General features: G+C 68.6%; 18 protein-coding genes. 11 read left to right on the forward strand and 7 right to left on the reverse strand.

Features of this window, described 5'->3' with window-relative positions:
- Window positions 1–8: 8 nt before the first annotated feature.
- From AB5I40_RS05905 to AB5I40_RS05925, 5 genes are all read left to right on the forward strand, one after another.
- Entirely contained in the window at window positions 9–2,330 is a 2,322-nt protein-coding gene (locus AB5I40_RS05905) for a LuxR C-terminal-related transcriptional regulator (protein WP_370937398.1), read from the forward strand.
- Window positions 2,331–2,520: 190 nt separating this feature from the next.
- Window positions 2,521–3,582 carry an extracellular solute-binding protein gene (locus AB5I40_RS05910; RefSeq protein WP_370940461.1) on the forward strand — a complete coding sequence of 354 codons (1,062 nt, stop codon included), beginning with the start codon at window positions 2,521–2,523 and terminating at the stop codon, window positions 3,580–3,582.
- 82 nt (window positions 3,583–3,664) lie between these two features.
- On the forward strand, window positions 3,665–4,534 hold the full coding sequence (locus tag AB5I40_RS05915; protein WP_370937399.1) for an ABC transporter permease: 870 nt from the start codon (window positions 3,665–3,667) through the stop codon (window positions 4,532–4,534).
- Window positions 4,534–5,325 carry an ABC transporter permease gene (locus AB5I40_RS05920; protein ID WP_370937400.1) on the forward strand — a complete coding sequence of 264 codons (792 nt, stop codon included), beginning with the start codon at window positions 4,534–4,536 and terminating at the stop codon, window positions 5,323–5,325. The genes AB5I40_RS05915 and AB5I40_RS05920 overlap by 1 nt, the downstream gene beginning before the upstream one ends.
- Window positions 5,318–6,466 (forward strand): ABC transporter ATP-binding protein, encoded by a 1,149-nt coding sequence (locus AB5I40_RS05925; protein ID WP_370937401.1) that lies wholly within the window; start codon window positions 5,318–5,320, stop codon window positions 6,464–6,466. Before AB5I40_RS05920 ends, AB5I40_RS05925 begins: the two co-directional genes overlap by 8 nt.
- Before the next feature lie 375 nt (window positions 6,467–6,841).
- On the opposite strand, the gene AB5I40_RS05930 is transcribed toward AB5I40_RS05925, so the two are convergent.
- Window positions 6,842–9,178, reverse strand: coding sequence for a molybdopterin-dependent oxidoreductase (locus tag AB5I40_RS05930; RefSeq protein WP_370937402.1), 2,337 nt, complete (start codon window positions 9,176–9,178; stop codon window positions 6,842–6,844).
- A 224-nt stretch (window positions 9,179–9,402) separates the two neighbouring features.
- Here AB5I40_RS05930 and AB5I40_RS05935 point away from each other — a divergent pair, with 224 nt between their 5' ends.
- The 6 genes from AB5I40_RS05935 (at window position 9,403) to AB5I40_RS05960 (ending at window position 17,343) form a co-directional block, all read left to right on the forward strand.
- Window positions 9,403–10,470 carry an extracellular solute-binding protein gene (locus AB5I40_RS05935; protein ID WP_370937403.1) on the forward strand — a complete coding sequence of 356 codons (1,068 nt, stop codon included), beginning with the start codon at window positions 9,403–9,405 and terminating at the stop codon, window positions 10,468–10,470.
- Window positions 10,471–10,624: 154 nt separating this feature from the next.
- Window positions 10,625–11,431 carry an enoyl-CoA hydratase/isomerase family protein gene (locus tag AB5I40_RS05940; protein ID WP_370937404.1) on the forward strand — a complete coding sequence of 269 codons (807 nt, stop codon included), beginning with the start codon at window positions 10,625–10,627 and terminating at the stop codon, window positions 11,429–11,431.
- Window positions 11,432–11,436: 5 nt separating this feature from the next.
- Window positions 11,437–12,834: an aspartate aminotransferase family protein gene (locus AB5I40_RS05945; RefSeq protein ID WP_370937405.1), complete on the forward strand. Its 1,398-nt coding sequence runs from the start codon at window positions 11,437–11,439 to the stop codon at window positions 12,832–12,834.
- A 252-nt stretch (window positions 12,835–13,086) separates the two neighbouring features.
- Window positions 13,087–13,863: an SDR family NAD(P)-dependent oxidoreductase gene (locus AB5I40_RS05950; protein ID WP_370937406.1), complete on the forward strand. Its 777-nt coding sequence runs from the start codon at window positions 13,087–13,089 to the stop codon at window positions 13,861–13,863.
- Window positions 13,860–14,774 (forward strand): NAD(P)-dependent oxidoreductase, encoded by a 915-nt coding sequence (locus AB5I40_RS05955; protein WP_370937407.1) that lies wholly within the window; start codon window positions 13,860–13,862, stop codon window positions 14,772–14,774. Before AB5I40_RS05950 ends, AB5I40_RS05955 begins: the two co-directional genes overlap by 4 nt.
- 253 nt (window positions 14,775–15,027) lie before the next feature.
- On the forward strand, window positions 15,028–17,343 hold the full coding sequence (locus AB5I40_RS05960) for a LuxR C-terminal-related transcriptional regulator (protein WP_370937408.1): 2,316 nt from the start codon (window positions 15,028–15,030) through the stop codon (window positions 17,341–17,343).
- A gap of 63 nt (window positions 17,344–17,406) precedes the next feature.
- Here AB5I40_RS05960 and AB5I40_RS05965 read toward each other — a convergent pair whose 3' ends face one another.
- From AB5I40_RS05965 to AB5I40_RS05990, 6 genes are read right to left on the reverse strand one after another with little or no spacing between them, the layout of a single operon-like run.
- Window positions 17,407–18,522, reverse strand: coding sequence for an acyl-CoA dehydrogenase family protein (locus tag AB5I40_RS05965; RefSeq protein WP_370937409.1), 1,116 nt, complete (start codon window positions 18,520–18,522; stop codon window positions 17,407–17,409).
- Window positions 18,519–19,694: an acyl-CoA dehydrogenase family protein gene (locus AB5I40_RS05970; RefSeq protein ID WP_370937410.1), complete on the reverse strand. Its 1,176-nt coding sequence runs from the start codon at window positions 19,692–19,694 to the stop codon at window positions 18,519–18,521. Before AB5I40_RS05970 ends, AB5I40_RS05965 begins: the two co-directional genes overlap by 4 nt.
- On the reverse strand, window positions 19,691–20,923 hold the full coding sequence (locus AB5I40_RS05975) for an acyl-CoA dehydrogenase family protein (protein WP_370937411.1): 1,233 nt from the start codon (window positions 20,921–20,923) through the stop codon (window positions 19,691–19,693). Before AB5I40_RS05975 ends, AB5I40_RS05970 begins: the two co-directional genes overlap by 4 nt.
- Window positions 20,923–21,948, reverse strand: a complete 1,026-nt coding sequence (locus tag AB5I40_RS05980) for a phosphotransferase family protein (protein ID WP_370937412.1) — start codon at window positions 21,946–21,948, stop codon at window positions 20,923–20,925. Before AB5I40_RS05980 ends, AB5I40_RS05975 begins: the two co-directional genes overlap by 1 nt.
- On the reverse strand, window positions 21,948–22,400 hold the full coding sequence (locus AB5I40_RS05985) for a MaoC family dehydratase (RefSeq protein WP_370937413.1): 453 nt from the start codon (window positions 22,398–22,400) through the stop codon (window positions 21,948–21,950). The genes AB5I40_RS05980 and AB5I40_RS05985 overlap by 1 nt, the downstream gene beginning before the upstream one ends.
- On the reverse strand, window positions 22,397–23,155 hold the full coding sequence (locus AB5I40_RS05990) for an SDR family oxidoreductase (protein WP_370937414.1): 759 nt from the start codon (window positions 23,153–23,155) through the stop codon (window positions 22,397–22,399). Before AB5I40_RS05990 ends, AB5I40_RS05985 begins: the two co-directional genes overlap by 4 nt.
- Window positions 23,156–23,168: the final 13 nt, after the last annotated feature.

Consider the following 23,168-nt stretch of genomic DNA (forward strand, 5'->3'; position numbering starts at 1 on the left):
GATGTGACGTGGACGCTCCGCCAGCTTCCGGGCCGACCCGTGGATCGGCCCCGAACTTGCCGGCGGAGATCACGAGCTTCGTCGGCAGGCGCAACGACCTCGCCGCGATCCGGCAGATCTTCTCGACGACCCGGCTGGTCACGCTCACCGGGATCGGCGGCGTCGGCAAGACCCGGCTGGCCCTGCGCGCCGCCAGCGAGATGAAGCGCGCCCTCACCGACGGTGTCTGTCTCGTCTCGCTGGCAGCTCTCTCGCAGCCTGACCTGGTCCCCCAGACTGTCGCCGACGCGTTGCGGCTCCGAGAGCAACCCAGGTTCGGGGTCGTGGCGGCGCTCACCGAGCACCTCGGCCCCCGTCAGATGCTCCTCGTCCTGGACAACTGCGAGCACCTCGTGGACGCCACCGCGGACCTGATCGACCAGATCCTGAAGGCGGCGCCCGACGTGCGGGTCTTGGCGACGAGCCGCCAAGCGCTGCGCATCGCCGGCGAGACCGTCTATCCGGTGCCGCCCTTCCTGGCGCCAGATCCGTCGGCTCGCCTCGATCCGGGCAGCTCGAGCCACTACCCGTCCGTCGCGCTCTTCGCCGATCGTGCCGCGGCGGTCGTTCCGGGGTTCGCCGTCACCGGAGAACTCGAGGCCGCGGTCATCCGGCTGTGCCACCGCCTCGAAGGCATCCCGCTCGCGCTCGAACTGGCCGCGGTGCAGCTTCGAGTCCTGACCGTCGAGGAACTCGCGGATCGCCTTGACGACCGGTTCCAGCTCCTGCGCTCCGGATACCGCAATGTGCCGCAGCGCCACCAAACCCTTCGCGCGCTCGTCGACTGGAGCCACGACCTCTGCACTCCGGCAGAACGGCTGCTGTGGGCTCGCGCCTCGGTCTTCGCCGGCGGCTTCTCCCTCGCCGCGCTGGAAGAAGTCTGCACCGACGACGCCCTCCCGGACGCCGCACTCCTCGACACGCTGACCGGTCTGGTCGAGAAGTCGATCGTTATCCGCGAAGACCACCGGAGCCATGTGCGCTTCCGGATGCTCGACACGATCCGCGAGTACGCCGCCACGCAGTTGCTCCAGCCCGCGGCGGCCGACGCCCTCGCCCGCCGCCACCGTGACTGGATCGCGCGCCTGGTGGAGACCGCGACCGCCGCCTGGGCCGGTTCCGAGCAGGAGGACTGGGCCCGGCGGCTCCATCTCGACCACGCCAACATCCGGCTCGCCCTCGAATACTGCATGGACCGGCCGGACGAGGTCGAGGCCGGTGTCCGGATCGTCGGCCAGCCGTGGTTCTGGGCGGCGATGGACCACCTCAACGAAGCCCAGCTCTGGCTCGACCGTGCGTTGAAGATGCTGTCGTCCCCTTCGCACGAGCATGCGTGGGCGCTGGCGACACGCGGCTACATCGCCGCCTTCCAAGGCGACGAGGAGAAGCTCGCCGAACTGCCCGAGCGAGCGCGCGCCATGGCGCTGAGCCTCGGCGATCTCGCCGCGCTGGCGCTCGCCAACCACGTCATGGGATTCCGCAGGTCCCTCGAGCACGGCAACATCCGCGCCGCGATCCCCTTGTTCAACGAGGCGCTTCGCCAGTACGACGAGTCCGGGATCCGCAGTCAGTTCCACGACAGCGTCGTCGTCGAACTCGCGGTGACCCACATCGCGCTCCAGGAGTACGACCGCGCCGAGGAACTGACCGAGGACATGTTCCGGCGCTGCACCGCCGCCGGCGAGCGGTGGAATCTGTCCTATTCCCTGTGGCTGCGCGCCCTGATCGTCCTCCTGCGCGACGATGACGCCGCCGCGGCGGAGAGCAACCTCCTCGAGGCCCTCCGGATCAAGCGCATCTTCCGCGACACCCTCGGCTTCGCGCTCACCCTCGAGGTCGTGTCCTGGACGGCAGCTCGGACCGGCGACGCCGAACGCGCCGCCGTGATCATCGGCAGCACCGACCAGATCTGGCGAACCGTGGGTGCCCGCCAGTTCGTCGGCCTGCGCCGTCGTTTCGAGGCGGAAGCCCGCGCTCGGATCGGAGACACCGCCTTCAGTGCCGCACGGACGCGCGGCAGCCGGCTCAGCGTCGAGGAGACAGTCGCGTACGCACTGCGCGAGACCCCTTCGACCGGCGCTTCGGACCCGTCGTCCAATCCCCTGACGCGGCGCGAGCGCGAGGTCGCCGACCTCATCGCGGATGGCCTCTCCAACAAGGAAATCGCCGCACAACTGGTGATCTCGCTCCGGACGGCGGAGGGGCACGTGGAGAAGATCCTCGCCAAGCAGGGCTTCAAGACCCGGACCCAGATCGCCGCCTGGGTGACCCGCCACCGCGCGGGTGCCTGACTCGGCCCTCGGACGCTCGAATCGCTGACCAGACGGAACTTCGGCCCCGGCCACGTCCTCTGTGGACTGACGACCGCCCGCCTCCCCCACGTGGGCTAACAATGTTCGCGCCGCCGCGAACGAGCCGCGGACCGGGCGCATCGTCTGTCTCCCTTCACCGTGTATCCCGAGCAAAGGGTGGACCGTGACCATGAAGCCCAAGTCCGCACTCGCTGTGCTGAGCGCCCTCGTTCTCGTATTGGTCGCCGCGTGCGGCTCGCCAGCAGGCCAAGGAGGCGACAGTCTCTCCGGGCAGCAGCTCGTTTACGTGAATTACGGCGGCGACACCCTGAAGGCCGCCCAGACGGCCTGGCTGGACCCGTTCGCGAAGAAGACCCGCGTCCGGATCGCGACCGATTCACCGTCGGATCCGGCGAAGGTCAAGGCCATGGTACAAGCCGGCAACACCACCTGGGACGCCATCGACATCGATTCCGTTTCAGGCGCGGAAGGCTGCGGGACGCTGTACGCGAAGCGCTCCGAAATCGGCGTGGACGTCAAGGATGTCGCGCCCAAGTACCTGACCGACGAGTGCGGCGTGCCGATCATGGTGCAGGCCGTGGGACTCGTCTACAACACCAAGAAGTTCGGCGGCAATCCGCCGACGAAGATCACCGACTTCATGGACCTCCAGAAGTACCCGGGCAAGCGGCTCGTCTTCAACTACGCGCCCGGCAGCATCGACCCGCTGCTGCTCGCGGACGGCGTGGCTCCGGACAAGCTCTACCCGCTGGACACGAACCGGGCCGCCGCGGCGATCAAGAAGCTGGGCGGCAACCTGACGCTCGACTCCACGCTGGCGCAGGAGGCCCAAGGGCTCGAGTCGGGAGACTTCTCGATGTGCCTGTGCTACCTCGGTCGCGCCGCCCTGTCGGCCCAGAAGGGTGCCCCGATCGACGTCGTGTGGGACAAAGCGTGGGAAGGCTGGGACGCCGTCTACGCCGTCAAGGGCTCGAAGTCCCCGCAGGCGCAGGCCGCGCTCATGAACTTCATCGCGACCCCGGACGCCCAGAGCGCCTTCACCGAGCAACTGCCCTACGGCCCCACAGTCCCTTCGGCCAAGCCCAACGTCCCCGCCGAACTCCGGAAGTGGCTGCCCCAGAACAACATCGACAAGATAGGCCCGCAGGGCGAGGTGGTCGCCGACATGAAGTGGTGGCTGGCGAACGCGGACAAGACGTTCGCCGCCTGGACCGCGATGACCGCGGGTTGAGCCGACTCTCGAACGACGCGTCCGGTCCGGTCGTCGCGCGATGACCGGACCGGCCCGAGAAACGCGAAGGAGACCTCCGGCGATGAATTCGCTGACAGCTGTGTTGTACCGGTCGAGATGGGTGCTGGCGGCAGCCGTGTCGCTGGCTTTCCTCGCCCTGTTCTTCGTTTATCCGCTGGGCACGATGTCAGTGCGGAGCTTCACCGATTTCGTGTCTCCCACCGACTCCGGGTTCGCGAACTATCACTGGTTCTTCACCAGCGACGCGCAGTTGACTATCCTGCGCCGGACCTTCCTGACGTCAGTCTTCGTCACCGTGCTCTGCTTGGCAATCGGGTATCCGTACGCCTACCTGATGACCGTGGTGTCCACCCGGTGGCGGATGGTGCTGCTGGCCGCCGTGCTGATGCCCTTCTGGACCAGCCTGATCGTGCGCACCTACTCCTGGATCATCCTGCTCGGAGACAGCGGCCCGATCGTCAAAGCGTTACACGCCTTGGGGTTCGGCAACGTCCGCCTGCTGGGCACGACGACGGCCGTCACCATCGGCATGGCTCAGATCATGCTGCCGTTCCTGATTCTGCCGCTGTACTCCCAGCTGACGCAGATCGACCGGGCGCTGCTGCGGGCCGCCGAGATCCACGGCGCGACACCGCGGACCGCCTTGCGGACGGTGTACCTGCCGCTGTCCCTTCCCGGAATCACCGCCAGCTGCACCATCGTTTTCGTGCTCACGCTGGGCTTCTACTTCACGCCCGCTCTCCTCGGGTCACCCCAGAACAGCCTGCTGTCGCAGCAGATCGTCAGCCAGGTGAACTCCCAGCTGGCCTTCGGACGCGGTGGCGCGATGGCGCTCGCACTGCTCCTCATCACTCTCCTGATCCTCGCCGGAGGCTCACTTCTCGGGCGGCCCTTCACCCGAGCGCTGGGCACGAAAAGCGAGGCGCACTGATGAAACAACCACGCCGCATCGCGCTCAAGGCGTTCTGCACCCTGATCGCGCTGCTTCTCGTCGCACCCGTGCTGGTGGTCGTTCCGATGGCTTTCACCAGCTCACGCACCTTCCAGTTCCCCCCGCCCGGGTTCTCGACCCAGTGGTTCAGCGAACTGTTCTCCGATCCGGCATGGACCGAATCGTTCGTGCTCTCGCTGAAGGTGGCCGGCATCGTCGTGGTACTGGCCACCTCACTGGGCACGCTGGGCGCCTTCGCGCTCGTACGGGGCCGGGGCCGGTGGACTACGCCGGTATCCGCGTTCCTGATGGCCCCGATGATCGTGCCGGGCGTGATCACCGCGATCGGCGTCTACTACGTCTTCCTGAAATGGCATCTGGCGGGATCGTTCACCGGCTTCGTCGTCGCCCACACCGCCCTCGCGATCCCGATGGTCGTGATCCCCGTGCGCGCTTCGCTGCAGGGCTTCGACCGCCGGCTCGAACGAGCGGCCGCCTCGCTCGGCGCGGGGCCCGTCGCGACTTTCTTCCACGTCACCGTGCCCCTGCTCGCGCCGGGCATCCTGACCGGCGCGCTGTTCGCCTTCCTGGTGTCCTGGGACGAAGCGATCGTCTCACTCTTCCTCGCCAGCCCGTTCTCCCGCACCCTCCCCGTGCAGCTCTACCAGAGCGTGACCAGCTCCCTGACCCCGACGATCGCCGCGGCGTCGACCGTGATCATCGCGGTGAGCACCACGCTGCTGGTCGTCGCCGGGATCATCGCCGTCAGAAGAGAGGCCAAGAATGCCTGAACGCGTGCTCGGCGCCGCCATCGAAATCCGTGACCTGAGCAAGCGCTACGGCGAGGTCGCCGCGCTGGACAAGATCTCCCTGGATCTTCCGGCAGGCGAGTTCGTCACCCTGCTCGGGCCCAGCGGCTCCGGCAAGACCACCACCCTCAACACGATCGCCGGCTTCCTGCAGCCCGACAGCGGCCATGTCCTGATGGACGGCAAGCCGATCGAGCAAGTGCCGCCCTACAAACGCAACATCGGCATGGTCTTCCAGAACTATGCGCTCTTTCCCCACCTGACTGTCGCGAACAACGTCGCCTTCCCGTTGAAGCGGCGCAGGACCCCCAAGGCCGAGATCCGCGAGCGGGTGGGCCGGAGTCTCGAACTGGTCGGACTGGGCGACCTGAGCGCGCGGTATCCGCGCGAACTCTCCGGAGGCCAGCAGCAACGCGTGGCTCTCGCCCGCGCGCTGGTGTTCGAGCCGCGGGTGCTCCTCATGGACGAACCCCTCGGCGCGCTGGATCGCCGCCTTCGCGCCAGCCTCCAGCTGGAGTTCAAGCGGATCCACCGCGAGTTGGGCATCACCTTCGTCTACGTGACTCACGACCAGGACGAGGCCCTGGTCATGTCCGATCGCATCGCGGTCTTCAACAACGGCTCCGTCGAACAGGTCGGCACCGCGACGGATCTCTACGAACGGCCCCGGACGCTTTTCGTCGCGGAGTTCCTCGGCGACTCGAACGTTCTCCCGGGCACGGTGGCCGACACCGGGCACCTGCTGCGCGGCGACGGTTACGACCTGCGGCTGCCCACGACCGGCTCGGTCCTGCCTGCCGGATCGTGCGGAGTCGTGACTGTGCGGCCGGAGCGGGTGCTCGTCCGGCCTGCCGCGGGGGCGACGGTCTCCGTCTCCGGGGCGAATGTTCTCCCGGGCCGTGTCTCCCAGGTGATCTACATGGGCGGCATCCGGCGGCTCGATCTCCAGCTCGACGTCGGGTTCTCGATGATCGCGCAGGAACAGTCGGGCAACCAGTCCGCCGTCGCCGAGGGCGACCCGGTGCTGGCGACGTGGGACCCCGAGCATTCGGTCGCGCTCCCCAATTCCGACGGTGCCGCCAAGGCCGGGGTGGTCATCGGAACGGGCGACACGGGCGACTGACGGCTAGGTCTGTGAAGGACTCCTTGCGGGAATTGGATTCCCATGCCAGGGACTTAAGCCCGGGTGGCCTCAGCCTGCCGACCATCCATAAAGGACACCAACGTCAGCGAAATACCCGATTAACGCCAGTATGCCCGCCTCTTCAAGTCTGTGAGGGACTCCCTGAGGGAATCTGATTCCCTCAGGGAGTCCCTCACAGACGACACGCCGAGGTCCCGCCGCTCGCGTCGCACTGACGCAAGCCAACGGTCCGCCAGCCGTGTCGGCCTGGGCGGACACGCCTCGGCCGCACCCATAACGCCGCCCTAAGTCCCTGCAAGGGAATTGGATTCCCGCAAGGAGTCCTTCACGGACCGACGTGCTCCCCGCCCGAGGTCAAGAGACCGAGTGACCCGACCGCCGCTGCGTCACAGGCGGCTCATACGCGCGGCTCTTCGGCGCCTCCGGAAACGCCGAGATGCGGACAAGGCAAGTCTGCGCAGTACTGGCTTGGGCGAGGCGTGAGGTCCCGAGATCGGGGGTGAGCACGTTCGGGTTGCCCTGGAGATCCAGGGAGCCCGGCTCGCCGGGATTTTCCGGGTCGTACCAACCCCCGGTGGCCATCACCACGACCCCGGGCCGGACGCCGTCTGTCGTCCGGACGGCAGCCACGCAAGCCCCGCGCCGGTTGCTCACCTTCACGACGTCTCCGTCGGCGACGCCCAGCCGCCGCGCGTCCTCATGGTGGATCACGATCGCTTCGCGTCCGTCGATCTTGGTCGCCATGCTGGCGGGCGTGAAGTCGACCTGGCTGTGCAGCCGTCCGCGCGGCTGGTGGCTGAGCAGGTGGAAGACGTCCTGATCCGCTTGGGCTTCGGCGCTTCCCAGCCACTCCGACGGCGCCATCCACACCGCGTGGCCGGGGCAGTCGTCGTATCCGAAAGCGGCGACCGTCTCGGAGTAGATCTCGATCCGGCCGGACGGCGTCGACAGCGGGTTGGCTTCGGGATTCTCGCGCAACGTCGCGAAAACGTTGGTGCCGCCGGAGAGCGGCAGTTCGACCCCGTCTTGCATCGCCCTGAACCGGTCGTACTCCGGGAGCTGGATGCCGCGCTGAGACAACCTGGCCGCGGTCTCGGCATAGAGCCGGCGGACCCAGCCGTCGGCATCGAGTCCCTCGGTGAACGCGTCGCCGAAGCCGCGACGGCTCGCGATCTCGGCGAAGGCCTGGAAATCCGTGGGCATCCCCTCCGGCGGATCCTGAATCCGCCGCAGCGGAAGGAGATGGTTGTCCCGGTTTCCGGCCGCGATGTCGTCTCGTTCGAGCGGCGTCGCCACCGGCAGGACGATGTCCGCGTGCCTGGCGACGGGAGTCCACCAGGAATCGTGGATCACGACGGTCTCGGGCATGTTCCAGGCGCGGAGCAGCTTGTTGAGGTCCTGCTGATGGTGAAAGGGGTTTCCGCCGGCCCAATACACCAGCCGGATGTCCGGATAGGTGAGCGCCTTTCCGTCGTACTGCACCGTCGCGCCCGGGTTGAGGAGCATGTCGGAAATGCGCGCGACCGGAATGAAGTCGTCGACCGGGTTGCGGCCCTGGGGCAGGCTCGCCGTCCCCAGCGAACCCCGGTGCATGCCGATGCCGTGGCTCAGGCTCAGGCCCGCCGCGAATCCGCCGCCGGGACGGCCCATCGAGCCCGTCATGGCCGCAAGGGTGGCACCGGCCCAGTAGGGCTGCTCGCCGTATTGCGCACGCTGGATCGACCAGGTCAGCGAAATCACCGTGCGCCGTCCCGCACTGGCCTCGGCGAGTTCCCGAGTGGTTCCGGCCGGCACTCCGGTGATCTCTCCGGCCCATTCCGGGCTCTTCGGCACTCCGTCCTGCTCGCCGAGGACATAGGAACGGAAGCGCTCGTATCCGACGCAGCAGCGGTCGAGAAAGTCGCGATCCTCCAGGCCCGCCGAAGCCAGGTGATGAGCCATCGCCAGCATCATGGCGGTGTCCGTCCCCGGCCTGATCGGAACCCATTCGGCCTCCAGCTCCGGTGCGAGATCGTCGCGCAGCGGGCTCACCAGGACGAACCGCACGCCCGCTTCGGCACAGGCGCGCTGTGCCTCGGCCGCGCCGTGCCGGCGCAAGCCGCCGTTGTTCACCCGGGCGTTCTTCAGTGGAGCGCCGCCGAATCCGATGAACAACTCGCCGTGCTCGGCGATCTCGGACCATTGCGGGCTCCAGTCGAACATCCCCGCGCCTGGTCCGCCGATCACGTGCGGGAGAACGACCTCCAGAGCACCCATGCTGTAGCTGTTGCGGGACGAGACATAGCCGCCGTCCAGGTTCAGAAAGCGATGGATCTGGCTCTGTGCGTGGTGGAATCGGCCGGCGCTGCCCCAACCGTAGGAACCGCCGAAGACCGCCTGGTCGCCGTGCTCGGACCGTACTCGCCCGAGTTCCCGTGCGACGAGGTCGTAGGCCTCGTCCCACTGGACTTCGACCATCGGCTCGCCGCCGCGGCGGTTTTCCTGGCGCCGCGGCCCGTGCTCCAGCCATCCTGCCCGGACGTGCGGACGCAGGATGCGCAGCGGATGGTCGAGGGTCTCGTGCAGACCGACCGCGAGCGGCGCGCCGAAGGGGTCGTCAGCCGGTGCGCCAGTGGACTCCGCCTTCCCGTCGCGCACGGTGAAGTCGAAAGTGCCCCAATGGGTCGTGGTGCGCCGAATCTCAGTACTCACAACCTGTTCCCCTTCTCGGTGCCGGCCCTTCATCATCCGCTCCCGCCAGCGGAAACGGACGCATGACCACGGCGACCGCCGCCCAGCTGGGGGAAGAGAATCCCTCAGACCCCACGCTGCCGTCGCTCCCCCATGCGGGCAACCAATTTTTCGAGCGTCGCGAGCGACCTGCCCGCCACGCGCACGATCGCCGTTCCCTTGAACCCCCTGAACAGAGGTGGATCGTGAGAAGCACAGCCAAATCCGCGCTCGCCGCGCTGAGCGGAGGTCTTGCTCTCGTGCTCGTCGCGGCGTGCGGATCGTCGTCCGGCAGCGACGCCAGCGACAGTCTGTCCGGCCAACAGCTCGTTTACGTGAACTACGGCGGGGACACGCTTGCTGCCGCCAAGAAGGCATGGCTCGAGCCCTTCGCGCGGCAGACAGCCGTCCAGGTTGCCACCGACTCGCCCTCCGACCCGGCCAAGGTCAAGGCGATGGTGCAGGCGGGCAACCCCACCTGGGATGTCATCTGGCTCGACACCGGGAACGGGTCGCAGGGCTGCGGCTCTCTCTACGAAAAACGGTCGGACCTCGGCGTCCGCGTCAGCGACGTCGACCCCAAGTACGTCGCGGACGAGTGCGCCGTGCCGGTCTCGGTGGAGCAGATCGCGCTCGTCTACAACACCAAGAAATTCGGCAACAACCCGCCCGCCAAGATCACGGACTTCATGGACACCGCCAAGTACCCCGGCCAGCGCCTCATGTACAACTACGCGGTCGGCGGTCTCGAGACGCTGCTGCTAGCGAGCGGAGTCGCGCCCGACCAGCTCTACCCGCTGGCCCTGAATCGCGCGGCGAGCACGGTCAAGACGCTGGGCAAGGACCTGACGCTGGACGCCACCCTCGCCCAGGAGTCGCAGCAGCTCGAGTCCGGGGACTTCGCCATGTGCCTGTGTTATCTCGGCCGGGCCGCCCTCTCGGCCCAGAAGGGCGCACCAGTGAAGGTCGTCTGGGATCACAGTTTCGCCGCGTGGGCGGCGCTGTACGCGGTCAAGGGATCGAAGGCCCCGAAGGCGCAAGCGGCACTGCTGAACTACATCGCGACGCCGGAAGCGCAGGCCGCATTCACCGAGAACGTCCCTTACGGCCCCACGACTCCCAAGTCGAAGCCGAAGGTGCCCGCGATCTTCGAGGAATGGCTCCCGCAGAACCACGTCGACAAGATGGACGGCGAGGCCGCGTACAACAGCAAGTGGTGGGCACAGAACACGGAACAGGCCTTTTCTTCCTGGGCCGCGATGACTGCCGGATGACCTGCCGGACCGGGGTGTGGCGAGCGGGTGGCGACGCCCCGGTCGGTCACCGCATGGTCCGATCGGGGCGCGACGAACCCGCTGATTCCCCCGGCTGGGTGCGGTTGATCCGCCGCCGACGGCGTGCGCAGTCTCCCGTGCCGACGATTCCTCCATGACCGAACCCGTGGTGCTGACCTCGCTCGAAGACGGCGTTCTGACCATCACCCTGAACCGGCCCGAGCGGCTCAACGCCCTCAATCCCGAACTCCTGCGGGCATTCGACGGGGCCTTCGAGCACCTGGACGCGTCTACCCGGGTCGTCGTGCTGCGCGGAGCGGGCCGCGCGTTCTCCGCGGGGCACGACCTCAAATGGTCCGCCGAACAGACCAGCGAACCGCCGATGACCGAGGACGAACTGGCCGCCACCACGGACCGGCTGCACGAGATCACCCGTCGCATCCGGTCCTGCCCGGTTCCGGTGGTCTCCCGGGTGCACGGTTACGCGATCGGCGGCGGCGCCGAGATCGCGCTGAGCGGCGACTTGGTGATCGCAGGCAGTTCCGCGGTGTTCCGCTTCACCGAGACCGCCGTCGGGCTCGTCGTCACCAACAGCTTCACCGCGGTGCTGCCGCGTACCGCCGGGCCGGTCGTCGCGAAGGAGATCATCTTGCTCGGCGAGCCCTTCGACGGCGCGCAAGCCCAGACGTGGGGTCTGGTCAACCAGGTCGTCGATGATGCCGAACTGGACGCCGAGGTCGCCCGCGTCGTCGCCGTCCTGAAGCGCAAGTCGCCTACCGCGCTGCGGCTGGCCAAGAACCTGCTCGACCAGGCCTGGGACGGCACAACGGAGGAGATCATGCGCCGCGAGACGCTCGCCAGCGTCGAGGCGTCCCAGGGACCCGACTCCAAAGAAGCCGCCGCGGCCTTCGCCGAAGGTCGCGAGCCGCAGTTCACCGTCCACGAGAACACGAGGAGCTGATTGAGATGGCGGAATCGCCAGAGGCGGCCTACGCCCCGCTCGAGGCCGACGGAGAGTGGGGTCGCGCCTTCAACTACCACGCACTCGACGTAGAAGTGGCGCGAGCCGAGGGCGTCTTCATCTACGACACCAAGGGAAACCGGTACTACGACATCTCCGGCGGGCCGATGGCCGTCAACCTCGGGCACGGACATCCGAAGATGCGCGAGGCGATCATCGAGCAGTTCGACCGGTACTGCTTCGTGCACCCGACGCTGGCCAACCGGCGCCGGATCGACCTCGGCGAGGCGATCGCCGACATCACGCCCGAGGGACACAACAGCAGCTACCTCGTCTCAGGCGGCTCGGAGGCAGTAGAGACCGCGCTGAAGCTCGCCCGGCAATACCACGTGGCGACCGGAAATCCGGGCAAGCACAAGATCATCAGCTGCTACGAGTCGTACCACGGGATGACCTTGGCGACCATGGCATTGTCCGGCCACCCGGGCACACTGCGGCACTACGACCCGATGATCCAACACTGGCCGAAGCTCCATCAGTACAGCGACGCACGCCGCCCCGAGGGCGTCAGCCGGGACGACTGGGCACTGAGCTGCGCGCGGGACTTGGAGCGCCTCATCGCGTTCGAAGGAGCCCCGACCATCGCTGCCTTCATCGCCACCCCGCACGGCTGCGGTTCCGATTACGGCGTCGTCGCACCCGCGCTGTACTGGCGGGAAGTGCGTCGCATCTGCGACGAGAACAACGTGCTGTTCATCGACGACGAGGTCGTCACCGGATTCGGCCGCACCGGCGAATGGTTCGGCATCGACCACCACGGCGTCGTCCCGGACATCATGACGTTCGCGAAGGGCATCTCGTCGGCCAATGTCCCCCTGGGCGCGGTCTCCGTTCACGACCGCGTCAACCAGCCCTTCGTCGACGGTGTTGGCTTCGTCCACGGCTTCACCAACGGCGGAAACGCACTGGCGTGCGCGGCCGGTGTCGCGACGATCGACATCATCAAGGCGGAGCGGCTGCTAGACAACTGCCGGGCCCGGAGCGCGCAATTGTTCGCCCTTCGCGAGAGCCTGCTGGCCCATCCGTCCGTGGCGGACGTCCGCGGGTGGGGCCTCTTCATGGTCCTCGAACTGGTCGGCCCCGACGGGCGGACCTACTTCCCGAGGAATGTCCACGCCGAGCAGCGCTTCCAGCAGGTCGGCCTCGCGAACGGCCTGGTCTTCTACTCGGCGCTGTACGGAAACCGGCGGGCCATGGGCGAACGCGGCCTGCCGATGTGGATCTCGCCGCCACTGACCATCACCGAGGCGGAACTCGACGACATGGCGGCGCGCCTCGACGACACGCTGACGGACTGGGAACGGCTTACGGGCTTCCCGTCGGCTGGAGAGGAACGCCTCTGACCTAGGAGGGGCGACCCGAGGGCGCTTGGCTGCCGGTTCGAGCGCGGACGTGCTCACGCGCCCGAACCGGCATTGCCAACTCATGGTGGTCGCTCCTGAGGGGATGAGCCCCGCGCGCCGCCGCAGACAGCCCGACCGGGGGAGGCCCGGCGGCAGAAAAGGTCCGGGAGGACAAGCGACGCATCACCCAGCTGGGCAGGATTCTTTCGCTCCAACGGCATCCGCGGCCCCTTGACCGAGACGCTGCCGGGTATGAACGCCTTCTCCGCTACCTCCGACCTGTTCGACCTCACCGGCCGCCGGGTGCTCGTCACCGGCGCCAGCCGCGGCATCGGCCAGGCCATCGCCGTCGGCCTCGCCCGCCGCGGCGCGAACATCGTCGGCGCCGCCCGGTCCGAAGACGGCTTGCGCGAGACCGCCAAGCTCATCGCCGACACCGCCGGGACTTTTCAGGCCCACGCGGTCGATCTGCGGTCGAGCGACGCGATCCACTCCTGCGTGACGACGGCCGCGGAGACGCTGGGAGGCCTCGACGTCCTGGTGAACAACGCCGCGGACGACCACGACTCCTCGATCGAGGACACCGATCCGTCCGTCTTCCAGCGGGTCATCGAACTGAACCTCCAGTCCTGCTGGCTGCTGACCCGCGCCGCGTCGCCCTATCTGAAGGACGGCGGCGGCAAGGTCATCAACATCGCGTCCGTGCTCGGGCTCGTCGGCATGCGCGACGACAGCGCCTACATCGCCGCCAAACACGGACTCGTCGGCCTCACCAAAGCCGTCGCCCTCGAATGGGCGCGCAAGAACGTCCAGGTCAACGCGATCGCTCCGGGCTATGTCCAGACGGCGATGCTGCCCGATCTGGAAACCAACGAGGCCGTCGCCAAGTACATCCGCCGGCAGGTCCCGATGGGCCGCTGGGCGCAGCCGGAGGAATTCGTCGGCCCGGCGACGTTCCTCGCCTCGGCCGCCTCGGATTACCTGACCGGCCATACGCTGGTCGTCGACGGCGGCCTGACCGCCCAGTGACCGCCACCGGACAACGCCACGACGTCGCGGTCGTCGGCTGCGGTCTGATGGGTGCCGCGCTCGCTCAGACGCTCGCCGACCACGGCCGCGCCGTCGCGGTCTGGAACCGCACTCCGGAACGCGCCGAGCGCCTTGCCCGCGAGGGGATCACGCCGGTCCGGGCGATCGAGGACGCGGTCCCCGGCACTCCGCTCATCATCGCGTGCACAGCCGACTACGCAACAACGCGGTCTTCACTGGCTCCAGTGCGCGACTGGGACGGGACCACCTTGGTAAACCTCGGTACGAGCGTCCCCGCTGAAGCGGAATCGATGGCGGAATGGGCCGCCGAGCGCGGCGTGCCCTATTTGGACGGCTCGCTCCTCACCTTCCCCGAGTTCGTCGGCTCACCGGACGCGCTCGTGCTGTACTCGGGTTCTCCTGAGGTCTGGTCAGCGCACGAAAAGACCCTTCGGTGCCTCGGCGGCAAGTCCCAGCACATCTCCGAGCGGATCGGCGCGGCCAGCGCGGTGGATTCGGCGATGATCGGGTCGTTCTACGTGACCGCGATGGGTGCCTACCTCGAGGCAGCCAGCTATGCCAAGGCGCAGGGCGTCCCAGCGGAGATGCTCCGCGAGACCACCAAGCTGGTGCTGCGCACGATCGGCCACAGCAGCAAGGAGGCAGCGGCGGCGATCGAGAGCGGCGACTTCTCTACGGACCAGGCCACGCTCGAAACCTATGCCGCGGGCGCGAAACGGACGGCCGCCGCACTGCGCGCGGACGGCCGCCAGCCGCGGCTGCTGGAGGCCGCGGTCACGACGTTGGAGGAGGCGGACGCAGCGGGCTTCGGCAAGCTCGGCCTCTACGCACAGGCACTGCTCTCCCTCCCCCGGCAGGACGGGAAACCCGACGAAAGGAGCGACGCCTAGCCCAGAATCTCCCGCGCCTGGCCGAGCAGGTAGCGCCCGAGGAGATCTGACCGCTCGCGCGAGACGGGGCGGCCGTTGCCCGCGCCACCCCGCCCCGGGCCGCCGTCAGCACCGCGACACCAGCCTCGACGACCGCTCGCGTACTCGTCGGGGCCGGTGTCCGCGCGGTCCGAGCCGCATGCCGAAGCCGCCCGCCGGGATCGGCCGGGCATAGACTTCTCCACGACCCGCCCACCGCGAGACCAAGGACCTCATGGCTTCTCCGTCTGCCTCAACGACGAGGACAGTCCCGGCCAGCCTCACGAGTTTCGTGGGCAGGCGCAACGACATCGTCGCCGTCCGCCAGCTGTTCTCGAGCACCCGGCTCGTGACGCTGACCGGCCTCGGCGGAGTCGGCAAGACCCGGCTCGCGCTCCAGGTCGCGAAGGAGCTGAACCGGGCGTTCCCCGACGGGGTGTGCCTGGTCGAACTGGCCTCGCTGAAGGATCCCGACCTTCTTCCGCACACCGTGCTCGACGCGCTCGGGATCCGCTCGCGGACCACAGCCGGCCCGCTCGCCGTCCTCCGGGACTACCTCCAGTCGCGCCGGCTGCTGCTGATTCTCGACAACTGCGAGCACCTCGTCGAAGCGATCGCGGACTTCGTCGACGAGGTGCTCGGCGGCGCGCCCGAGGTGAGCGTCCTCGCCACCAGCAGGCACGCCATCCGGCTGCGCGGCGAGCACCTCTACCCGGTCTTCCCGCTGCTGGTCCCCGACCCGAACGCCGACCTCGCGCCGGGCGACTCCCTGCACTATCCCTCGGTCTCCTTGTTCGCCGACCGGGCGGCGTCGGTCGTTCCCGGGTTCCGGATCACGCCCGAAAACGAGGCCGCCGTCGTGCGGCTCTGCCATCGTCTCGAAGGCATCCCGCTGGCGCTGGAGCTGGCCTCGGTCCGGCTGCGGGTGCTGACCGTGCAGGAGCTGGCCGACCGGCTGGACGACCGTTTCAAGATCCTGCGGGAGGGCAACCGCACCATCCCCGAACGGCACCGGACGCTGCAGGGGCTCATCGACTGGAGCTACGACCTCTGCACCGACGCGGAACAGCTGCTCTGGACCCGCTCGTCGGTCTTCGCCGGCGGGTTCGACCTCCCCGGGGCCGAGGCAGTGTGCACGGACGACCGCCTCCCGCGGGCCGCTGTCCTCGACACCGTTGCGGGGCTGGTGGACAAGTCCATCCTGGTCCGGGAAGAGCACGGAACCCACGTCCGGTTCCGGATGATGGAAACCATCAGCGAATACGGCCGCACCCGGCTGGCCGCGGCCGGCGAGGAGACTGCCCTGGCTCGCCGCCACCGCGACTGGTACGCCCATCTCGTCAAGACCGCCGAACGGGAATGGGCGGGACCGCGGCAAGAAGAGTGGGCGCTGCGGCTGCAACAGGAGTACGCGAACCTGCGCCATGCGCTGGAGTACTGCGTGTCCGACCCGGCCGAAGCCCGGACCGGCCTTGCCATGGCCTCCGTCCCGTGGTTCTGGGGCGCCATGGACCACATGGACGAAGCACGCCTGTGGCTGAACCGGGCGCTGGCCCTGGACCCCGCACCGAGCCTCGAACGAGCCTGGGCACTGGCCACGACCGCGTACATCGGCGCCTTCGAGGGCGGCGACCAGACCTTGGCGAACCTGCCCGAGCAGGCGCGGGACCTGGCGGCGGAGCTGGGCGACCTCGGTGCGCTCGCGTTCGCCAACCATGTCCGCGGGTTCTTCCGGTCGTTCGGCCCGGCGGAGAAGATGGGGGACGCGCTCTCGATCTTCGCCGAGGCGCTCGAGCAGTACGCCGAGGCCGGCGTCCCCGCGCAGTACGCCGACAGCCTCCGAGTGGAAATGGCCACCACCTACGTCCTCCTGGGAGAGTTCGACCGGGCGGCGGAACTCGTCGAGGAGCTTTACGAACGCTGCACCGCGGCTGGGGAACGCTGGAATCTCTCCTACGCCCGGTGGCTGCGCGGGATGCTCGCGCTGGTCCGGGGCGAGCACGAGACGGCCGAAGCCGAACTGTTCGAGGCGCTGCGGATCAAGCGGCCCTTCCGCGACACCCTCGGCCTGGCCTTGACGCTCGAAGTGCTCGCGTGGGTCGCCGCCGACCGCGGCGAAGCCGACCGCGCGGCCACCCTGAGCGGCGCCACCGACAGTTTGTGGCGGACGATCGGTGCCCGGCTGATGCCCGGGGCGCGCAGACGGTACGAACGGCAGGGCCGGATGGACCTGGCCGCGGAGAAGTTCCAGCCTGCTCGCGAGCGCGGCGGCAGGTTCACCGTCGAAGAAACGCTCGCGTTCGCCCTGCGCGAGCCGCAGCAGCAGCCCGAGCGCAGAGCGAACTCCGCGCCGTCCGGGCTGAGCCGCCGCGAACTCGAGGTCGCCCGGTTGGTGGCCGAGGGCATGTCGAACCGGGAGATCGCCGCGAAACTGGTGATTTCCCTGCGGACCGCCGAAGGCCATGTCGAAAAGATCCTGGCCAAGCGCGGGTTCAAGGCGCGCACCCAGATCGCGAGCTGGGTGCTCCAGCAGGAAGTGGACGGGCGGTAAGCCGGGCCGCCGACGGGCTCCAGCAGATCACGCGCCGCATCTGCTGGAGCCCAGAGACAGCGGTCAGGCTAGGAGAACCGCAGCGGGAGGCAGATCTGCCAAGCGCGCGAGGGTGCCTCGGTGCGCACCCGGCGACCCCAGCGCGAGCTGATCGGCCTTGGCCCGCTTCAGATACAGATGCGCCGGATGCTCCCAGGTCATCCCGATGCCCGCGTGCAGCTGAACCGCTTCCTCCGCCGCGTGCACCGCCATGTCGCCGCAGTAGGACTGTGCGACGGCCGCGGCGATCGACACGTCCGGATCGTCGGCGGCCAAGGTCGCGGCGGCGTAACCGGCGGCCGCCGACCCTGACTCGATCTCGGTGTACAGGTCGGCCAGCCGATGCTTCAACGCCTGAAACCCACCGACGACGCGGCCGAACTGACGCCGCACCTTCAGGTAGGACACCGTCGTCTCCAGGCACCACCGCGAGACCCCGACCTGTTCGGCCGCCAGGAGCGCGGCTCCCGCCGTGAGCGCGTGCCGTATCGCCGGCTCGGCATCGGCGAGGACCACCGGACCCGGCGCACGGTCGAACGTGAGGTCAGCGAGCTGCCGGGTCATGTCCAACGACACCACCGGTTCCCTCGAGACGGCGTCCGCGTCGACCGCGCACACCGCGATCCTGTCCGGCGTCGAGACCGGCACCAGGAGCAAGTCCGCTTCGAGCGCTCCGGCGACGCTGGTGATTGTGCCGGTGATGCGGTCGCCTTCCGAGGAGAGGGCCGGGAGGACCTCGTACGGACCGGTCGACCACGGCACGGCCAGCGCAGCAGTGCGGGTTCCGGCCGCCAGTTCGGCAAGCAGCGGAGAACCGGAGTCCAGCAGCACGGTCGTGGCGATCACCGCGCTCGTCAGGAAGGGGGTCGGCGCAGCCGCCCGGCCCAGTTCCTCGGCGACGACCGCCGCCTCCCGCGCCGATGCGCCGTGCCCGCCATGAGACTCCGGAATCAGCAGGCCGGCCAGGCCGAGATCGGCCGACAGGGTCTTCCACAGGCCGCCGACGACCTTCCGATCGCCGTCGTACAGCGCCGTCACCACGTTCGGGTCGCACTGGTCCGCGAGCACGTCCCGGACGCTGGCGCGCAGGTCCTCCTCGATCTCCGTCGGGAGCAGGTCGAGATCGCTTGCCGGGGTCATCGCGGGATGTCCTTCCAGGGGACGTCTTTGTCGACGCGCGGTTCTCCGGGCAGGCCCAGCACCCGCTCCGCGACGATGTTGCGCAGGATTTCCGAGGTGCCGCCCTCGATCGAGTTGCCCTTCGCACGCAGATAGCGGTATCCCGCGTCGCGGCCGGTGAAGTCGACCAGCTTCGGCCGGACCATCGTCCAATCGGAATAGCGCAGGCCGTCCTCGCCGAGCAATTCGAGTTCCAGGCCGGACAGGGCCTGGGCGAGCCGGGCGAAGGTCAGCTTCATCGTCGAGCCCTCGGGACCGGGCTGGCCCTGGGCGAGCTTCTGCCGCAGCCGGGCGCCGGTGGCGCGCGCGACGTCCGCCTCCACCCACAGTTTGAGCAGCCGGTCGTGCAGCTCGGGCGTCCGCTTCCCGGGATGTTCTCGCCAGGCGGAGGCGACGACGCCGATCATGCCGGACTCGCGCTCGGCGGATTTGCCGATCGAGACGCGCTCGTTGTTCAGCGTCGCGTTGGCGACCTTCCAGCCCTCCCCGACCGCGCCGAGCCGCTGGCTGTCCGGGATCCGAACGTCGGTGAGAAAGACCTCGTTGAACTCGGCCTCGCCGGTCAGCTGCCGCAACGGGCGGACGTCGACGCCCGGGTCGGTCATGTCGCACAGGAAGTACGTGAGCCCGAAGTGCTTGCGCTGGTCCGGATCGGTCCGGGCCAGCAGGATGGCGAACCGCGCGTTGTGCGCGCCGGAGGTCCAGACCTTCTGTCCGTTGACGACCCACCCGTCCCCGTCGCGCACCGCGCGAGTGGAGACGTTCGCCAGGTCGGACCCGGCGCCCGGCTCGCTGAACAGCTGGCACCAGATCTCCTCGCCGGTCCACAGTGGACGCAAGAAGCGGTCCTTTTGCTCCGTCGTGCCGTAGCTGAGGATCGTCGGCGCGGCCATGCCGAGCCCGATGCCGTTGCGCTCGGGCCGGTTCGTCGGCGCACCCGCGTCCGCGAACAACCGGTCCACTTCGGACTGCAGCACTTGCGGCAGCCCAAGCCCGCCGTACCCCTCGGGAAAGGCGACCCAGGCCAGACCGGCATCGAACCGCGCTCGCAGGAACTCCGTGCGCTCGGTCGTCGCGGGGTCGTGCGAGGCAAGGAAGTCCTCGACCTTCCCAGCCAGTTCGTCGGGCGTCATTTCGCTTGCCTCCGTTCGGCTTGGCGACGCAGTTCCGCCTTCGCCAGCGCGTTCTTGTGCACCTCGTCCGGCCCGTCGGCGAATCGCAGCGTCCGGTTGGCGGAATAGGCGGCGGCCAAGGGAAAGTCCTGCGACAGCCCGCCCGCGCCGTGCAGCTGGATCGCTTTGTCCAGGATCCACTGCACGGTGGCGGGTGTCGCGATCTTGATCGCCTGGATTTCGGTGTGCGCGCCCCGGTTGCCGACGGTGTCCATCAGCCACGCGGTTTTCAGGACGAGCAGCCGCAGCTGTTCCAGCCGCACTCGCGACTCGGCGATCCAGTCGCGGATCACCCCTTGCTCGGCGAGCGGCTTGCCGAACGCGACCCGTTCCGCCGCACGGGCGCACATCAGCTCGACGGCCCGCTCGGCGACGCCGATCGCCCGCATGCAATGGTGGATCCGGCCCGGCCCCAGGCGGGCCTGCGCGATGCCGAATCCCTCGCCTTCGCCCGCGATCAGGTTCGCGACAGGGACCCGTACGTTCTCGAAGACCAGTTCCGCGTGCCCGCCGTGCTCGTGGTCGTCATAACCGAACACGTGCATGTCGCGCACGACGGAGAAACCGGGCGTGTCTCGCGGGACCAGGATCATCGACTGCTGCCGGTGCCGCTCGGCGTCCGGGTCGGTCTTGCCCATCACGATGAAGATCCGGCAGTTCGGGTTCATCGCACCGGTGATCCACCACTTGCGGCCGTTAAGGACGTACTCGTCGCCGTCGCGCACGATGCTCAGCTCGATGTTCGTCGCGTCCGACGACGCGACCGCGGGCTCGGTCATCGCGAAGGCCGACCGGATCTCGCCCGCCAGCAAGGGTTCGAGCCAGCGTTCCTTCTGCTCCGCGGTGCCGAACTGGGTCAGCACTTCCGCGTTGCCGGTGTCCGGCGCCGCGCAGTTCAGCGCCGCCGGTGCCAGATGCCCGCTGCGTCCGGTGATTTCCGCCAGCGGGGCGTACTGCAGGTTGGTGAGGCCCGCACCGTGTTCTCCGGGCAGGAAGAGATTCCACAGACCTCGACGCCGCGCTTCGGCACGCAGCTCGCGCATAATCGGTGCGCTGTCCCAAGCCCAGCGGTCCGGCAGCGCTGCGAGCTGCTCCGGGAAGACCTCTTCGGCCGGATAAACGTGGCTGTCCATGAAATCGAGCAGCTCGGCGCGCAGTTCTTCGGTGCGGGCGTCGTACTGGAATTCCATCAGCGGTACTCCCTCATCGCGTCGAGGCCGCGTTCGAGCAGCGGTTCGACGGACTGGCCGACGTCCGCGAAACCGTCGCCGACGGTCTGCCCGTTGACATACCGGAAATGGATGCCCTCCACGATGCCGGCCAGCTTGAACGACGCCAGGCCGAGGTAGAAGCCGAACCGGGAAAGATCGCGGTCGCTCGCGGCGGCGTAGCGCTCGATGATCTCGCGCTCGGACAGAAATCCCGGAGCCGACGCGACATCCACGATCTGGTTCCCGGCCGCCTCCTCGCCGAGGCGGCCGTAGACGAGCATCAGCGCGAGGTCGGTGAGCGGGTCGCCGAGCGTCGCCATCTCCCAGTCGATCACCGCCCGCAGCCGGTCCTGGTCGTCCACGAGCACGTTGTCGAGCCGGAAGTCGCCGTGCACGATGCCGGTCGCGGATTCGGCGGGCACCGAGGACAGCAGCGCGATGTACAGCTGGTCGACCCGCGGCAGGTCCCGGGTGTGCGAAGCGTCGAACTGCCGTTTCCACCGATTCACTTGGCGGCCGAGGAATCCCTCCGGACGGCCGAAGTCCGCCAGCCCGACCGCGATCGGATCGACGGCGTGCAACGCGGACAGCGTGTCGACCAACGACTCCGCGATCGACCGAGTCCTTTGTGGACCCAACGGCGCGATGTCCGCCCGGAACCGATACGGCCGCCCGTCGACCCGTTCCATCACGTAGAACGGAGCATCCAGCACCGTCTCGTCGCGGCAAAGTGCGAAGGTGCGCGGCACGGGCACGGCGGAATCCTGCAGAGCGGCCATGACGCGGTATTCGCGGGCCATGTCGTGTGCGGTGGCCAGCAGGTGACCGACCGGAGGACGACGAACGATCCAGGTGCGGACGCCGTCGCTCACCTCGTAGGTCAGATTCGACTTGCCGCCCGCGATCAACCGCGCCGACAGGTCCGCACCGGCCTCCGGGACCGCGCTCGGCAGCCACTCCCCCAACCGGTCGAGATCGAGGCCCGGCAACGACTCCTGGCTCATCACGGCACCACGACCGCGAGCAGGTCGACCACGCAAGCCGGCTTCCCGCCGTCCTCGCGCTCGACGGTCACCCGGCTCGTCACCTGGTAGCCCATCGTCTTCGGGGCGACGCCGAGCAGTTCGACCCCCGCCCGCACCCGGGAGCCGACCGGAACCGGCGAGGGAAAGCGCAGCCGGTCGGCCCCGTAGTTGAGCCCGGCCGACACGCCCTCGATCCGGTAGACCTGCCAGCTCAGCATCGAAACGAGGCTGAGCGTGAGGAATCCGTGCGCGATCGTCGTGCCGAACGGGCCGGACGCCGCCCGCTCCGGGTCGACGTGGATCCACTGCTGGTCCCCGGTCGCCCCGGCGAAGGCGTCGATCTGTTCCTGGGTGATCGAGTGCCACTCCGAGTACCCGAGATGAGTCCCGACTGCCTGTTCGAGGTCCGCGACTCCGTTGAAAGTCTTCATGCCTTCGGCCCGCCTGCCACGTAGAGCACCTGGCCGGAGACGAACCCGGCGCCTTCGCTGGCGAAGAACGAGGCTGCGTGCGCGACGTCGGCGGGCAGACCGCCGCGGGCGACCGGGATGTCCTTGACCACGGCTGTCCGGAAGTCGTCGAAGGAGACGCCCATCCGCTCAGCGGTGGCCTTGGTCATCTCCGTCTCGATGAAGCCGGGCGCGATCGCGTTCGCGGTGACGCCGAACTTGCCCAGTTCCAGGGCGAGGGTCTTGGTGAAGCCCTGCAAGCCCGCCTTGGCCGCCGCGTAGTTGGCCTGGCCGCGGTTGCCGAGCGCCGAAGTGCTGGACAGGTTCACGATGCGTCCCCAGCCGGCCTTCGTCATGAACCCTTGGACCGCTCGGCTCATCAGGAAGGACCCGCGCAGGTGCACGCCCATCACGGCGTCCCAGTCCGCGGCCGTCATCTTGAACAGCAGGTTGTCGCGGAGGATCCCGGCGTTGTTGACCAGCACGGCCGGGTCGCCGAGTTCGGCCGCGACCCGGGCGACGGCGGCCTCGACCGCTTCCTCGTCGGAGACGTCGACCCCGACGGCGAGCGCGGTACCGCCTGCTTCGGAGATCCGGTCGACTACGGCCGCGCACGCCGCCTCGTCCAGGTCTAGTACGGCGACCGCGAATCCGTCTGCCGCAAGGCGTTCGGCGACACCCGCGCCGATGCCTCGGGCTGCGCCGGTGACGATGGCGGTACGACGGGTGGTGCTCATGCATGACTCCTGT

The organism is Amycolatopsis sp. cg13, assembly GCF_041346965.1.
Classification (GTDB): domain Bacteria; phylum Actinomycetota; class Actinomycetes; order Mycobacteriales; family Pseudonocardiaceae; genus Amycolatopsis.

Excerpts from the sequence above, each read along its gene's own strand:
- AB5I40_RS05975 (WP_370937411.1), bottom strand. The coding sequence starts at position 20,923 with ATGGAATTCCAGTACGACGCCCGCACCGAAGAACTGCGCGCCGAGCTG.
- AB5I40_RS05945 (WP_370937405.1), top strand. The coding sequence starts at position 11,437 with ATGGCGGAATCGCCAGAGGCGGCCTACGCCCCGCTCGAGGCCGACGGA.
- AB5I40_RS05965 (WP_370937409.1), bottom strand. The coding sequence starts at position 18,522 with ATGACCCCGGCAAGCGATCTCGACCTGCTCCCGACGGAGATCGAGGAG.
- AB5I40_RS05950 (WP_370937406.1), top strand. The coding sequence starts at position 13,087 with ATGAACGCCTTCTCCGCTACCTCCGACCTGTTCGACCTCACCGGCCGC.
- AB5I40_RS05970 (WP_370937410.1), bottom strand. The coding sequence starts at position 19,694 with ATGACGCCCGACGAACTGGCTGGGAAGGTCGAGGACTTCCTTGCCTCG.
- AB5I40_RS05925 (WP_370937401.1), top strand. The coding sequence starts at position 5,318 with ATGCCTGAACGCGTGCTCGGCGCCGCCATCGAAATCCGTGACCTGAGC.
- AB5I40_RS05915 (WP_370937399.1), top strand. The coding sequence starts at position 3,665 with ATGAATTCGCTGACAGCTGTGTTGTACCGGTCGAGATGGGTGCTGGCG.
- AB5I40_RS05940 (WP_370937404.1), top strand. The coding sequence starts at position 10,625 with ATGACCGAACCCGTGGTGCTGACCTCGCTCGAAGACGGCGTTCTGACC.
- AB5I40_RS05910 (WP_370940461.1), top strand. The coding sequence starts at position 2,521 with ATGAAGCCCAAGTCCGCACTCGCTGTGCTGAGCGCCCTCGTTCTCGTA.
- AB5I40_RS05985 (WP_370937413.1), bottom strand. The coding sequence starts at position 22,400 with ATGAAGACTTTCAACGGAGTCGCGGACCTCGAACAGGCAGTCGGGACT.
- AB5I40_RS05990 (WP_370937414.1), bottom strand. The coding sequence starts at position 23,155 with ATGAGCACCACCCGTCGTACCGCCATCGTCACCGGCGCAGCCCGAGGC.
- AB5I40_RS05960 (WP_370937408.1), top strand. The coding sequence starts at position 15,028 with ATGGCTTCTCCGTCTGCCTCAACGACGAGGACAGTCCCGGCCAGCCTC.
- AB5I40_RS05980 (WP_370937412.1), bottom strand. The coding sequence starts at position 21,948 with ATGAGCCAGGAGTCGTTGCCGGGCCTCGATCTCGACCGGTTGGGGGAG.
- AB5I40_RS05920 (WP_370937400.1), top strand. The coding sequence starts at position 4,534 with ATGAAACAACCACGCCGCATCGCGCTCAAGGCGTTCTGCACCCTGATC.